The organism is Bradyrhizobium sp. LTSPM299, assembly GCF_000938235.1.
Taxonomy (GTDB): domain Bacteria; phylum Pseudomonadota; class Alphaproteobacteria; order Rhizobiales; family Xanthobacteraceae; genus Bradyrhizobium.
The window spans coordinates 21,534-34,743 of record NZ_JYMU01000077.1 but is presented as its reverse complement, the minus strand read 5'-3'; the positions used below and the strand labels follow the sequence as shown (position 1 = coordinate 34,743).

Annotated in this window: 13 protein-coding genes and 1 pseudogene; 8 read left to right on the top strand and 6 right to left on the bottom strand. The window is 58.0% G+C overall.

The genetic code is table 11. The features are described 5' to 3' along the window. Window positions 1-8: 8 nt before the first annotated feature. From UP10_RS44845 to UP10_RS34520, 4 genes are all read left to right on the top strand, one after another. Window positions 9-527: a hypothetical protein gene (locus UP10_RS44845; protein ID WP_156180546.1), complete on the top strand. Its 519-nt coding sequence runs from the start codon at window positions 9-11 to the stop codon at window positions 525-527. 160 nt (window positions 528-687) lie between these two features. Further along, window positions 688-1,305 carry a PepSY domain-containing protein gene (locus tag UP10_RS34530; RefSeq protein ID WP_044591648.1) on the top strand — a complete coding sequence of 206 codons (618 nt, stop codon included), beginning with the start codon at window positions 688-690 and terminating at the stop codon, window positions 1,303-1,305. A 138-nt stretch (window positions 1,306-1,443) separates the two neighbouring features. Next, entirely contained in the window at window positions 1,444-1,671 is a 228-nt protein-coding gene (locus UP10_RS34525; RefSeq protein WP_044591692.1) for a hypothetical protein, read from the top strand. Between the two features lie 329 nt (window positions 1,672-2,000). Next, entirely contained in the window at window positions 2,001-2,579 is a 579-nt protein-coding gene (locus tag UP10_RS34520; protein WP_044591691.1) for an isochorismatase family protein, read from the top strand. A gap of 196 nt (window positions 2,580-2,775) precedes the next feature. Here UP10_RS34520 and UP10_RS34515 read toward each other — a convergent pair. Both UP10_RS34515 and UP10_RS44840 read right to left on the bottom strand, forming a co-directional pair. Beyond that, window positions 2,776-3,090: pseudogene (locus UP10_RS34515) on the bottom strand (enoyl-CoA hydratase/isomerase family protein); the annotation flags it as partial. Between the two features lie 69 nt (window positions 3,091-3,159). Next, on the bottom strand, window positions 3,160-3,492 hold the full coding sequence (locus tag UP10_RS44840; protein WP_156180542.1) for a hypothetical protein: 333 nt from the start codon (window positions 3,490-3,492) through the stop codon (window positions 3,160-3,162). Window positions 3,493-5,688: 2,196 nt separating this feature from the next. Here UP10_RS44840 and UP10_RS44835 point away from each other — a divergent pair. Continuing rightward, window positions 5,689-6,303: a hypothetical protein gene (locus UP10_RS44835; protein WP_156180540.1), complete on the top strand. Its 615-nt coding sequence runs from the start codon at window positions 5,689-5,691 to the stop codon at window positions 6,301-6,303. Window positions 6,304-6,519: 216 nt separating this feature from the next. Here UP10_RS44835 and UP10_RS45650 read toward each other — a convergent pair whose 3' ends face one another. Next, window positions 6,520-6,774, bottom strand: a complete 255-nt coding sequence (locus tag UP10_RS45650) for a hypothetical protein (RefSeq protein ID WP_044591646.1) — start codon at window positions 6,772-6,774, stop codon at window positions 6,520-6,522. A 490-nt stretch (window positions 6,775-7,264) separates the two neighbouring features. On the opposite strand from UP10_RS45650, the gene UP10_RS34495 reads away from it, so the two are divergent. Further along, window positions 7,265-7,720, top strand: a complete 456-nt coding sequence (locus UP10_RS34495; RefSeq protein ID WP_044591645.1) for a hypothetical protein — start codon at window positions 7,265-7,267, stop codon at window positions 7,718-7,720. A gap of 494 nt (window positions 7,721-8,214) precedes the next feature. Continuing rightward, window positions 8,215-8,871 carry a cupin domain-containing protein gene (locus UP10_RS34490; protein WP_156180538.1) on the top strand — a complete coding sequence of 219 codons (657 nt, stop codon included), beginning with the start codon at window positions 8,215-8,217 and terminating at the stop codon, window positions 8,869-8,871. 224 nt (window positions 8,872-9,095) lie between these two features. Here UP10_RS34490 and UP10_RS34485 read toward each other — a convergent pair whose 3' ends face one another. The 3 genes from UP10_RS34485 to UP10_RS34475 all read right to left on the bottom strand — a co-directional run bounded on the left by UP10_RS34485 (window position 9,096) and on the right by UP10_RS34475 (window position 12,331). Continuing rightward, window positions 9,096-10,406 carry a chloride channel protein gene (locus UP10_RS34485; protein ID WP_044591643.1) on the bottom strand — a complete coding sequence of 437 codons (1,311 nt, stop codon included), beginning with the start codon at window positions 10,404-10,406 and terminating at the stop codon, window positions 9,096-9,098. 236 nt (window positions 10,407-10,642) lie between these two features. Beyond that, window positions 10,643-11,098, bottom strand: a complete 456-nt coding sequence (locus tag UP10_RS34480; RefSeq protein WP_044591642.1) for a MaoC family dehydratase — start codon at window positions 11,096-11,098, stop codon at window positions 10,643-10,645. A 21-nt stretch (window positions 11,099-11,119) separates the two neighbouring features. Continuing rightward, complete coding sequence (locus UP10_RS34475; protein ID WP_044591641.1) at window positions 11,120-12,331, bottom strand: MFS transporter; 1,212 nt, start codon at window positions 12,329-12,331, stop codon at window positions 11,120-11,122. Between the two features lie 115 nt (window positions 12,332-12,446). Here UP10_RS34475 and UP10_RS34470 point away from each other — a divergent pair, with 115 nt between their 5' ends. Continuing rightward, entirely contained in the window at window positions 12,447-13,049 is a 603-nt protein-coding gene (locus tag UP10_RS34470; protein WP_044591640.1) for a TetR/AcrR family transcriptional regulator, read from the top strand. Window positions 13,050-13,210 lie beyond the last annotated feature (161 nt).

Genomic DNA, 13,210 nt, shown 5'->3' with positions numbered 1-13,210 from the left:
AATGGCTAATGCCGAACAACCAGGAGCCAATCGCGCAATACGCGTGGTCAGTAGATCGCGCTAAACGATTTCATAAAGATGCTCTCGGAGCCAGTGCGCGGCTCAACGCCGCTTCCTTCGGATCATCTCCTGCGGGGCGGCAGGTGATAAGTGCAAAGACCGGTGTCAACGTGAAGTTCGTTTTCCCTTTCGATATGGCTTCTAATGCAGGAGTGGCCTTCGCGCTTCTTCTCCTGTCCATGTCAAATACAGCCGCACTTGGTGCGTTACAGTGCGATCAAGAGTCGACTCTGGGTGCTTCCCATATTCGGCGTGCGCGAGCGTCGCAGAACGGTGTGAGCCATTCGTCTGTTGATGAGAAATGCCGCGTTGTCATCTCCCAATTCGTCGAGGCAGTCACAGCCCGTCAAGCCGCCGCAACCTGCCAGAACAGTGTGAGCCGCGAACGTGCTCTAAGGATCATCGACGCCGAAATCGAGACGTTTAACGACCTCATCGGAGAACAGTCGTGTGGTCAACGACCCTGAAATGACCGTTCTGCGTCAACCCGGAGTACTTCGCGCATGATCATTTCGTTCATCCGTCTGTGCGAGCTACGTTGGCGTCGCCGGCGCTAAACAGCATCAACCTGCTGGCCAGCGTTCCTCTTCAACCAACCGTTCCTCGTCGATCTAAATGAGTGGGCCAATGTCAAAGAAACAACTGTTCGAAGCCCTATTATTGTTGCTGATCTGCGCACCATGCTATGCCGGCGCCACGTTGGATGACAAAATCAATGCGGCTCAGGAAAAGGATGCAAACGGCAACGAACTTACCGACGAGGCGATAAGCCGTGAACTCGAGTTGTTCCGAAGCGCGGAAGTATCACTACGCCAGGCGCTGAAGATAGCCGACAGCCTCCACCCCGGTTCGAGGATCGTGGATGTCAGTTTTGATGGCGGCTCCGGCTCATCCGTTTATCGCGTGAAGACGTTTCGGCAGGATCGCATCTGGGAAGATACGATCGATGCCAAAACAGGGCGGGTTGCGGGCAATGCGACAGCATCATCCATCAGCGAGTTGAGGCTAGAGGACCGCCTCAACTTGATCGCCATGCAATCTGTCCGGCAAGAGCTTGCAGATGCAGTGTTCGTAGCCGAGGATAACACCTCAGGAAAGGCGCTCAGCGGCGGACTGATGAACGAAGCCGGCAAGTTGATTTTTGTGATTGTGGTTCTGTCCGGCACCAACCTCAAGCAGGTCATGCTCGAACCGCCTACTGCTAACAACCTGGGGACGCTTCCACGTCGTTCAAAGCAGCATTGACGTCAAGGATCAGGCCGTACTTACGGCAACCGAGTGTTGGCCATCAATTCCTTTTCCGCTCCCCCGTACAGGCCGGCAAAATTCGCAGGCAGCTGGATACGGTCAGCGGCGAAGTCGAATGGACCGTGTTTCTGTATGATGACCGAACCACTTTTAGTTATCATAGAAAACTCGCTTCAAATCGCCTGGGATTACCTAGACGGCATCGGCGAGCTGGCTGACCAACAGCAAACCGCCGAATTCCTTCTTAGGGATATTCAATCGCAGATGCTGAGGGGCGAGCGCCGGACACTTATGCTCTCAAACCGCGCGATCGAAAGCTACCGCAAACAGCCAAACCATCTGCAGCTCGTTAGGTGTGGCTAGGTATGGAATACGTTTACAAAGACAAGCAGCGGCCCACCAAGGAAGAGCGTGTGGCAAAGAAAGAGAAAGCCCGCAGGGTGCGAAGCAGAATCTTACTACCACGGGCTCGAGCTTTGCCAAAGGGCCCCGCGTCTGCGCAGTCAGGTTACTTGACTCATTAAGCTTCACGAATGCCGAAAACCTAGGGGCCCTAGAACCGGGTGTTCCGCGATCGGCGACACCGAGTATCAAAGTCGGCTGCTAGTGCCACGCTGAGGGCAACGGCATCTTTGCGTCGTCGAATGGTTTCGACACCTGAAATCATCATCAAACGTCGCAAGGAACAGACCATGTCATATGACAGAATTACTGCAGACAACGCCGCCGTGCTCTTCGTCGATCATCAGACCGGACTTGCCAATGGGGTTCAGACCCAGAGCCCGCCGGAATTCATCAACAACGTGAAGGCGCTCGTCACGATCGCGCAGATCTACAAGCTGCCGTCGATCATCACCACCAGCGCCGCCGACGGACCGAATGGCCCGATCATGCCGGTCGTTGCGCAAGGCCTGCCTGACGCGACGGTCGTGCATCGGCCGGGCCAGATCAACGCTTTCGACAATGCCGACTTCGCGGCCGCGGTGAAGAAGATCGGACGGAAGAAGCTGCTCATGGCCGGTATTTCGACGGAAGTGTGCGTCGCCTTCGTCGCGCTGTCGGCGCGCAGCCTCGGCTACGAACCCTACGCGGTGCTGGACGCGTCGGGCACCTGGAGCAAGCTAGTCGAGGATGCTGCCATCGCGCGCATGGTGCAGGCCGGCGTCACTGCATCCGCCTCGCGACGATATTTATTTTCTGTCGGTGGCCGAGACGGTCCAGGAGATTGTCGATGGCCGCAGTCTCAGCCTTCGAAACCCGTCAGGCCGTGACGGAGCCAAGATGCTGCAATGGCGCAAGAGCAAAACCGACGATCAATGGGTGGATCTGGCGGTCGCAAGTGATGCCGAATGGGCTGCCGACGTCCTCGATCAATCTGCAGCATCGCAAAAATCAATTGGGTCGCGTCGATGCGGCAACGACGAAGCGGCTGCATTGTCAACGTCACTTCGGTCGCCGGGCAGTCCCGCGCCCGCGGCCCATCAGTCCGGCAAGTCGCGCCATGGGGTTTCCGCCGGGTACCGCGCCCATTCCGACTTCGAACTGCCCGAGGATCGCCCGCTCGCGGCTAGCGAAACGCATATCGCAAGCCAGGACGAATTCGCTTCCGGCGCCCCGCGCCCGGCCGCGGATCTCGGCGATGGAGGCGACCGGCGCGCGCGACAGCCGCACCAGCACGTCGGCCCACGGGTGCAGGCCCGTGGGACCAGGTGGCATTGCCGCGACCTTTGCCTTGTCGGTGAGCACATCCCAGTGCGCCAGAAAGAAATCTGGGTCCGCACTGGTGATGCCCTGGTTGGTCAGCAAATCCCCTTGTTGAAAGTCGACCACCTCACTCCAGTCGAACCAGTTTCACGACCCGTCCTCTTTATCGGACATGTCCCGAAATCCTCGCGGCATCCGCGGCACCTCGCCATCGTCAGGCTTGTTGCAGGCCGGGCAGGGCGCACCGGCGCCGACATCACGGGGGACAGGTGCTGCCGGAATGGAACCTTCGAGCTTCTTCAGTACTCCCATCAGACAAACCCGCGCGGTCAAATTTTTGCCCGGTAGTTCGAGGACCATGCGCTGAACGCGAACAAGCGCAAGAATTTGCATGGAGTAGCGTGCATGGTGACTGTTGTAAGCGTTGGGGTGAACGAAAAAGTTCCGTTTAGGTTGTTCCATATGCCTTGCTGCGATCATCCCCTGTGCTGGGTAGGTCCGCGTCTCCCGAAGCATTGCCCGGAGTGCGGAACCCACATTCTGCTCGCACTGAGGACCGGAGAACACACCCGTATCATCGATGACGATGCATGGATCAGATACAAAAGATGAGCGAGCCGGCTAAGCCGGGAAACTCAAGTTTATCGACGATCGATGATACGCCGCAGCAGACGCAGCGGCCGCTCATCTCATCAGCCCGAACAGCTCCTTGACCTCGCTCAGCCGCAGCTTGGTGCCGTCTGGGCGCGGTGCCTCGCCGATGCTCCGGCCCTCGCTGAGGGGGTCAGCGAGGGCCTTGGGTGGTAGCAGGAATGGCGCGCTGTGGGCTTGGCGCCGTTAGCAAGTCGACGCCCCTGAACGCCGGGAGTCGAGCCCAATGATTGGGCTGTCGCCGTCAATACTGGCGTGTCAACCAGTTATCCCAGCTATCCACAGGCGCGCGACGCTAGGCTCAAAGACAAGCGGGCATCGAATTTGCTTCGATACCATCGGTTCGCACCGGGAGGGGGACGTGATCGGACGAGGCAGGCGACCAGTTTCGCTCGCTGCATTTGCACGGCTAAACCGAGAAGCTGCCGAGAAGCTGCCTCCCGGCACGGAACGGGACATGCTCCTCGAGAAGGCGCGAAAGGCCGATGAAGCTACGGATATCGGTAGTTCGACGAAGCGACGGCGGGATTGACTAAGGGGCCTCAGCGATGGCCCAACACGCTACACTGAAGGGGCGTCGGCCCCGCAGGGCTGCAGGGTCTTGATTATGTGCCCGCGCAGGCATTCGTGGTGATCTTGCGCGTAGACTGCTATTCCCATCAGAATCAAAACGACTAAGACAAGTCCTGCCACGAAGTTCTGCGCCATGGCTGCCACTCCCGGGACCGCACCGTTTAAAGGGGACGATGGACACCAGCGAACAGGGCGCAATCAGCATCTGGCGGAAGTGAATTTCAGCAACCCGCCGACCGGCGCAGATTCCATCCTTGCCGGAATGGTGCGAAACCCCGCAATTCTCCGGTGTTGCATCGAACCTGTCGCCGCTAAGCTACAGATGAATTCAATCGACTTATCACATCGAGCAAATTTCAAGCCGCCGGCCTTTTCTTCAGCGAGCCCGCGCATTGCAAACATCTGTGAAGCGAACCAGGGCCTCGGGTGCAGACCTCATATGGAAGGTCCATGAGCGGCTGCTATCATTTAAAGACTTCCCGAAAAACGGGGAGATTGCGCTAGCTGTCTTACCTGCCTCCAAACCGAGAGGGTGGACTGTCGTCTTAGGTAGAAGCAAAAACTTCCACGCTCCAATTTGGCAGAGACGGATCAAACGGATCGAAGCAGAGCTTCAGTCCCTCTATGATTTGAGGACGTAAGGTGAAGCCAGGACCGCATCGGCGGGGACGGTCTCTCGCATTCCCGCGACTGATATTGAAGACACCATCGCAAAATCCCTAAACGAATATCTTGTCGCCAACCAAGGCAACGCGAGAAAGAGCGCTGAGAGTTTGGGGGATCGCGAACCGTTGCGGAGCTCGTCGCCGGGATTGTCGTACATCCGAGTCCGATTTGGGTCAATCACGCCGTTTGGATCGTCCGCCGATGACTTCCGGTCTACCCCAGAGAACGGACATTCTGAGGCCTCGACCGCATGTCTCAAACGGGCAATAAGCTGAGATTGCAGAGCCGACAAAATTGTCGGGGCGCCTTGTGGCTGATGGCGAGGGATTTATCGAACAGGGGATTCCGAGACCAAAATAGTCATATCCTCAAGAGAGGGTACAATGGATGGGGCTTCCAACTCGCTGAGCTCCAACTCGCGCAGCAAAGCCATTATTCTCTGCGAAGGGGCTGCGGACCTTCCATCAAGATATAGCCGCAGCCGCTCGCCGACTTCGTCGCAAATGGCCCTGCAATGCTCGCTGCTAATACGAACTGTGCTCATGGCGATTGTCCCCGTCAGGAGCATCGCGATCATTCAATTATCAAGGCCTTAAATTTGGCAAATCACCCTTGAATACGGTGAAGCACATGTAAAGGAGCAGCCCAGCCCAGCCCAGCCCAGCCCAGCCCAGCCCAGCCCAGCCCAGCCCAGCCACTAAGCTGCGGCTGCCACAACTGCTTAAAATGAACGTTAACGGAGATCGGTTATCTTCAGCAGGGGCCTATGCACTGTGGGGGTGTAAATTGGACATCGTGCTTTTTGGTATGCTCGGGCTATTGGCGGCCTTCGCTTTTTCAGCCTGGTCATGCGGCCGCTCGTACTTTTTAAAGGGAAGAATCCGAGGCTTGGAAGAAGCAGTTCGTGAGCTGCAAGTGGGTATGGCCTCGCATTTGGGAACACCGCTGGCTCCCGACGCGCAGAAAGCCTTGACGGACTACCGTATTTGTTTGGATCGCTATTCTGGACGACGCGTGCACGGCACGGACCCAATCCACGCCCATCTTTGGGCGCTCGGTGCCTCTCTAGGCGAGGAATGTTGGTTGAAAGGGCACGGCGCCGGAGTTCGGCGAAAGGCTCCCACAGAAGGAAATGTCCGGATTGATCTTTCGGCAACCGAGTTGCTCCAATTGGGAGGTCTTGCAAACTTGGGTTTCCAATACATGATGCCTAACATGCGGATCATCGACGCCCGTAGATTTACGGGCAGGGATGACGCGCTGGACGCATCGCGATCGATCACCAAGGTCGAAGCTTCAATCCCGAAGAAATACCGACCGGACCTGTTGCTCCAGGTAGAAAGTCGGGAACGTCTGATTGAAAACTGGTGGCAACCGATCGTTCATAAGGCCACTGCATAGAAGACTGCGGCCCCGGGTCAATCGCGTCGGTTTGACCGTCGAGCAGTCGCTTCCGGTCTACCCGCAGCTCCGGAAATGCCGCTGCACCACGGCAACTGACCCTATGGGCTAACTACGGAAGTAGGCATCTCTTGCGCAAAGGGCTTTTTTCGAAATGGTCAACCACACGGCGCTTCGGATCAAGACCAAATGTAGCAGTCGCGCAGTCCGTCGACGTTAGGTTCTCGGTCGCAATTGATACTTTTCTTCCAAATCGCTCGTTACAGCAATCACAAGGTCGGTCTTGAGTCGCATTATCCAAATCCATCCCTCTTCTATCAACGTGAAGACCATAAAGAAGCCAGGCGGCAGAATGGCTGAGAACTGCCCACTAGAAATTTTGGGATAAAGCTGCGTCAAGGTGTTTGCGAGAAACACGCGCGCATCATCGAAGAATACGACGGTATTCAAAACTACGAGAACCAGGCCCATCGCTCCAAAGCGAAGCCATTGCCAATGTCCGAAATGTACTCAACGAAAGCATCTAGTCTCTCAAGCGAGAAGAAATCTTGTGGCGCCGTCCGATAGATTTCCTTCGATTCCACAATTGCCGGTCCAATTGCCGCCAGCAACCAGCGCCAAGCGAATACATTGTCGGATCGACCGCACTGATGACGTCGGGAATCGGAAAAGTAGTGAACGTGAGGAACGCGTAAACCGTTGCCAACGTCATCGCCCCCCACGCAACAGCGCTTCTCGCTTGAGCGGGGATGGGAAACGGGGCGTTGGCCATAGGCCCCAAGCTACCGCGCCCATCCTCGACTCTACCGAAGCGGAAGTTGCGAGGCCACCAGTGAAGACCCGGACAAGTCCGGACAGACCCGCACTGGCTTAAAGCTAAAGATTGCCGAACTTTGCAAAGAACGACGCTTGCCGCCCAAAACGTCGTGACGTTAGTTGCGATCCGAACCGAAGTGAAGCAATGCGCCGAATAATCGTATCCATACTGTTTCTGTCGGTGCTTGCGGGTAGCTTATCCGTCAGCGGCTTTTGCTTTGGTGAACATCGGTTCCTGTCTGATCAAGAGTTTATAGACGCAGCGGTCCAAGAGTTGATGAAGGGTCGCGGTACGTATTCGCTGTTACACGCCGGTGGGAGCAATACGGCAGTTTCCGGAGTTCCATATGTAAGCAAAGAGGAGTTTATCAGCGATAACCCCGATTGTTGCAGCATCGCGAGTATCAATTACCCGCGCGACAGCGGACCGCAATTCACAATACTCGACCGCGTACTCGGCAGGGCTGCGAAGCTTGTGAAGGTGAAATACAAAGAACGCTGGACAGAAGACGGTGAGCCAAAAGTGCAGGTTGTAGACGGCTACTTAGGGCTGACAAATTGTGGTGAAGTGAATCACGCTCGTGACTACTGGTGGAAATAGCTGGCAGCAGCTTCTCTAGTACAAGACGTCTGCCTCTGACCCAAAGCCGACATTTGCTTCTGTTGCTATCTGTCAGGCTGATAGCGACGACACACGAACGTTGGTTTGCCGGAGTCCAGATACTCCGCGCAGCCCTTCAAAGTGCACCTATGTTCGTCGCAATAGTTACAGCTATCGAGCCATGCAACGCAGCCTTTTGGTGGATTGAATATCTCGCAGGCATGAAATCGAAACGTCTCCTCGCAAGGCTGTCTACCCTTGGCGTCAGTTGGTGCGGTGCGGCGTCAGGTCCGAAGTCAGAGTAGAACCGGAAGTCATCGGCGGACGATCAAAACGACGCGAATGATGATCCAAAGCGGACATCGGCCAACATCTCATATTGAAGTGGAAAAAATCGGTTTCAGCCTCAACGCCGGGCCCGAACGCCTTTTCGTTCGTTGACTGGACGAAACCTGCTAGGCTGTGCGTGGACGCATACTCCATGGGAGGCAGCAATGCGGATTTTGGCATGGACTATCTTGGTAATGGCGCTGCCGATATTCGCGTTCGCAGCCGAGCATGAAATGGAGACTCGCTGCAGGCCGATCAGCGAGCGCGTTGGTGGCGATCCCGGATGCTGGATCATTGTAAGCCAGCCGGTTGGAAACCTGACCAAGCCGCTGACGTTCTGGCACCTCGACGCCTATCCTACCCGCGCCCTTGCGGAAGGGGCAAAGGGCGTGCATGGGGCCGCTGTCGAGTCGCTGGGTAAACACTGGTTGCTCAGCATCGAAGATGCCGGATGGCGCGCGCCTGCGGGCGGAGAACGCATTGCCGAGATCGGACCGCTGGAGGTTCAGACAGGTCAGGCCTATACGGCGCAGTACATGGAAGCGGTGTTTAACCCCGGCATGACCGCGCCCGCCCATGTGCATTCAGGTCCGGAGGCTTGGTACACGCTGACCGGAGAAACGTGTTTGGAGACGCCGGACGGCATTCAAATTGGCCGGGCGGGAGGTCAATATGTGATCGTCCCGGGCGGCCCGCCAATGCACCTGACTGCCACCGGTAAGGAACAGCGGCAAGCATTGGTCCTGATACTTCATGACTCCACGAAGCCTGCCTCGACGTTGGTGAGTGACTGGACGCCGAAGGGTTTGTGCAAGAATTAAATAGTGGTGGTCCAATGACTACCGACTTCCGGTATTAGCCCGAAGCAGACCAACCGGGCCGCTGTAACGATGTCCGTTGATTGGGCTACACCGGAGTAGGGGCGAGGCGTCAAGCCGACGCGAATGACCCATTTCAGACATTCAGTTTTGTGGGCGGAGTTAAAGGTTGCGGACACCTTTCGGGGCGGTTCCACTGCAAGGCCAGGCCAACCTTCGCCAAAGAGTTACTTAGCAGCAGGCCTATCGGTGCTCGTACGCAAGAAGCCCTTGGCGAGCGCATGGTAAATTCCTTCGGGACAAATGAGACCCGAGGTCGCGTGGGCGATCAGCGCAGCGGCCATTAGCGGAACGACCATGGCATGATTGTCGGTCATCTCGGTGACGATGACAAAAGCAGTGATGGGTGCCTGCACAACGCCAGCGAAATAAGACACCATACCGAGCAACATAATGGCGCTGAGAGGCGCGCCCGATAACAGGTGTGCCACGTTGGCTCCGATGCCAGCGCCGACGGCGAGAGACGGCGCGAAAATGCCACCTGGAATTCCACTGACCGCGGAAAGCGCGGTGGCTGCGAGTTTCAACAGGCCAAAGTCCCAAGGTAGAAGCGTGCCGTTCTCGAGCGCGGTCTTTACCTGCGCATAGCCGGTGCCATAAGTCATGTCGCCAGAGGAGAGCCCGCACAGCGCGACGCCGAGACCGCAGGCCATCGCGACCGCAATCGGTTGTCGCTTGATGAGCCGTCCTAACCTGCCGGGAAAACCGCGTGCCACCTCGATGACGAGGCGGCTGAACGCTCCCCCTGCGAGCCCTCCTGCGACACCGCACAGTGGTACCGCGAGCCAATCTAGGCCGTTTCGTAGCATGGTAGAACTGCTACCAAAATAGTCGTAATTGCCTACCAAGGCGAGCGAGGTAAGACCGGCCGCTATCACAGCAGCGATGATTAGCCCGCTGGTGCGCGTTTCGAACGCGCGACTCATCTCCTCGATGCCGAACACGATGCCTGCCAGCGGCGTATTGAAGGCGGCGGCAACCCCGGCTGCGGCCCCAGCCAGAATTAATCCCGGTTGGCGGCGTGGCGACATGTGGCCGATTGCGAACATGATTGAGGCACCGACTTGTACGGTGGGACCTTCGCGACCGACCGAAGCGCCACAAAGAAGGCCGAGGAGAGTCAGCAGCATCTTGCCCATGGCAATCCGGATTGAGACCAGCTTGCCACGCGCCGCCTGATCGGTGAGGTGGCGCGCCGCAATCGCCTGCGGGATGCCGCTGCCCTGGGAATTGGGAAAGTAGCGATTAGTCAGGAAGACCGATAGCGCAAAACCGAGCGGTGTGACCAGCAACGATGCGTAGCGCGACTTCGACAACAGGATGGCGAAGGCCAATTGAGCCTTGTCAGCCAGGATCGCAAGAGCTACTGCTGCCGCGCCGACTACAATGCCGCCCAGCAGAAAGACGGTGCGCCGTTGCCAGCGCACCGAAATTACCTTAACAGATCGCAGGCGGCGAGCGGATAGCAGTTCTCTCATGCGGACTGGGCTTTCGCTGATGGCATTTCAGATGACGCGCAATTAACAGAAATGCTGCAAACGCCATACCAGCTTTAGACAAGTGATCCCGGCTGACGGAAGACGGCCTCTAGGTCCGTTCATGGCCCAAAACAGACCAATCGGTCAGGTCAGGCGATGTCCGTTCATGCGAGTAGACCGGACTATCGCAGCTCAGGGATAGACCGACGCGAATGACCCGAAGGCGACATTCGCGGTCAAGCCGTCACAGGATCAGGGCGACGGGCGAGGATCGCGGTCGGCGTGAAGGTGTATACCGCCTCGCCATTCTGGTTGTAGGCCGTCCATTTGACCTTCGCGATCCCCTGCGGCTTGGTCCGCGATGGAATTAGCTCCACCACTTCGCCCTCGACATGAAGGACATCGCCAGGGCGCACCGGCATCATCCAGCGTAAGCTGTCGACGCCAACACCCATGAGTGGCTGAGATCCAAATGGCCGGGCTTCAACGCAAAGGCGCATCGAAATGGCCGCAGTGTGCCAACCGGATGCTGCAAGACCTTTGAATACGGTTTTCTCGGCGGCGGCTTCATCCAAATGAAACGGCTGCGGATCGAACTCCGCAGCAAACCGCTTTATATCTTCCGTCGTGATCGTAACCTCGCCGGTTTTGATACGAATCCCCAACGCCAGGTCGTCGAACCACTCGATCATTTTTGCTTCGCCTCCAGTGAACTACGCTGATCTCTTGCGCCGGCTAAGGTCTCGACGCTGAGCGAGCGCAAGGAATGTCGCCGCGACGCACGCGAGCAGGATGAGAGCAGCACCGAACACGTTGGCCGCCGCAAGTAGCCCGATCTCCTGCGCCAAGTAGCCGGCGCCGACAGCAGGCAAAGCGTGGGACAGATAGCCCTCCATATAGAAAGCCGCCATCAAGGCGCCGCGCTCATGCGGTTCCACCAGTGGCGCGATGCTGCCCAGCGCGCCAAGATAGGCAGCGCCGAAGCCGATGCCAGCGAGCGCGGAACTTGCCAACAGCAGAGAAGGTGACGCGAGATTTGCTCCGGCGAGAACCCCAAGCAGGCCGGCTACCAACGCTCCCGCTCCTAGAATGAGAGCGGATGAAGCCGAGTAGCGACGGTGGACTAGAATGGCGGCGGCGGCGCCTGCCATCAACGCTGCTACCGCAAGCCCGCCCAACCAGGCGGCGGCAGGGTCGGTTATCGTCACGAGCAAGGACGGCATCAGCGCCAAGTAGAAGCCCGATAGGGCCCAAAGCGCTACATTGATCGGGGTCATGGCGAGGAATGCGACCCGCGCCCGCGCCGGCACAGCGAACCTCGGCTTGAAGGACCATCGTTGGAGCGATCGCGTAGTGATCGTTTCAGGGGCATGCGCCGTCCGGATTGCCTGAACGACGACGAGCGCGAACAGCAGGACATAGCCGAGATGGAGTGGCGCAGGCGCGTATTGCGCCAGAAGGCCGGAACCCACTGCCCCGAACGCCGTGCCTGCTATCGTCGCGAGAGCGTTGGTCAGCGCTCCTCCACGCCGGTCGATGTCGAGCATGGCAGCCCCGAGCGATGTGGTCGCAAGGCCGGTCGCGAAGCCCTGGATCAGCCGGGCAAACACCAACCACTCCATACCCCGAGCCGTGAGAAAGAGCACGAGGGCGACGCCCTCAAGCGTCAGCGCCGCTAGGATGACAGGGCGACGACCTGTCCGATCGGATAGCGACCCAAAGATGAGTAGGGCGGCAAGCAGGGCCAATGCATAAACCGCGAAGATCACGGTGAGCATCAATGGAGAGAACCCCCATTCTCGCTGATACAGACGATACAGGGGAGTAGGTACGCTTGCCGCCGAGAGGAACAAAATCAACGTCACAGCATGGAGGAAGCGAGGCTGCCGATCCTCAGCGAAAGCTTCGGCTGTAGAGGTGATCATGCGCGTGGCCTCGTGGTAAAAGCAAAAAGTTTGCTTTTGGTGGATAGGGTATATAGGATAGACCGGCCACTAAAGCAAATTGTTAGCGTTAGACGGGGCGGAGGCGCGTGGGAGAATGCAGAAGGAGGCAGTCGACAGGTCCAGCCCGCGACCCGGCGGGCGGAGCGCGCGGGTGCAGAAGGCCGTGCATCGGGCCGTTCGCGAGCTTCAGGCCGATGGTGGCGAAGGGGAACTGGCCGTGCCCGCCGTCGCGGCTCGGGCGGGGGTCACGCCGTCGACGATTTACCGACGCTGGGGGACGCTGTCGCAGCTTTTGTCCGACGTGGCGCTGGAGAAGTTGCGCCCCGAAACGGCCCCCGTTGACACGGGAAGCCTCAAGGGGGACCTAACTCTGTGGCTTGAACAGTATGTTGAGGAGATGGCTTCCGCCCCGGGACGTGCGATGATCCGTGACATACTCCGCGAAACGCTGCCGGGGAATGCCAGCCAATGCTCCGCTTTCACATATGGGCAGATCGAAACCATTCACGCTCGTGCACTCGACCGAGGGGAATTAGCGCCTCCGGCAAAGCTCTTGTTGGAACGCGTCATCGCGCCCATCATGTATCGGATTTTGTTCACTCCGGCGCCGCCCACGGCCGATGAAGCGCACCGCCTTCTCGACGAGGTCCTGACGCACCCGTTAGGGCAAAGCAACACCGACGGCCACGGCCAATAAATGACGGCTCTCCGGTCCCAAAGCAGACCCTCTCAAGATCAACTTGCCGGATGGGACTTCGCTATGGCTCGAACCAATTTGAGGTGTCACTTAGCGAACGTCCCAGTCGGCGAAGCGCCCGACATCGACTTTCTCTGAGCCCGACAGACATTCCGCTTCGG

Coding starts and splice junctions, on each gene's coding strand:
- UP10_RS44845 (WP_156180546.1), top strand. CDS start 9: ATGCCGAACAACCAGGAGCCAATCGCGCAATACGCGTGGTCAGTAGAT.
- UP10_RS34530 (WP_044591648.1), top strand. CDS start 688: ATGTCAAAGAAACAACTGTTCGAAGCCCTATTATTGTTGCTGATCTGC.
- UP10_RS34525 (WP_044591692.1), top strand. CDS start 1,444: ATGACCGAACCACTTTTAGTTATCATAGAAAACTCGCTTCAAATCGCC.
- UP10_RS34520 (WP_044591691.1), top strand. CDS start 2,001: ATGTCATATGACAGAATTACTGCAGACAACGCCGCCGTGCTCTTCGTC.
- UP10_RS44840 (WP_156180542.1), bottom strand. CDS start 3,492: ATGATCGCAGCAAGGCATATGGAACAACCTAAACGGAACTTTTTCGTT.
- UP10_RS45650 (WP_044591646.1), bottom strand. CDS start 6,774: ATGGGCCTGGTTCTCGTAGTTTTGAATACCGTCGTATTCTTCGATGAT.
- UP10_RS34495 (WP_044591645.1), top strand. CDS start 7,265: ATGCGCCGAATAATCGTATCCATACTGTTTCTGTCGGTGCTTGCGGGT.
- UP10_RS34490 (WP_156180538.1), top strand. CDS start 8,215: ATGCGGATTTTGGCATGGACTATCTTGGTAATGGCGCTGCCGATATTC.
- UP10_RS34485 (WP_044591643.1), bottom strand. CDS start 10,406: ATGAGAGAACTGCTATCCGCTCGCCGCCTGCGATCTGTTAAGGTAATT.
- UP10_RS34480 (WP_044591642.1), bottom strand. CDS start 11,098: ATGATCGAGTGGTTCGACGACCTGGCGTTGGGGATTCGTATCAAAACC.
- UP10_RS34475 (WP_044591641.1), bottom strand. CDS start 12,331: ATGATCACCTCTACAGCCGAAGCTTTCGCTGAGGATCGGCAGCCTCGC.
- UP10_RS34470 (WP_044591640.1), top strand. CDS start 12,447: ATGCAGAAGGAGGCAGTCGACAGGTCCAGCCCGCGACCCGGCGGGCGG.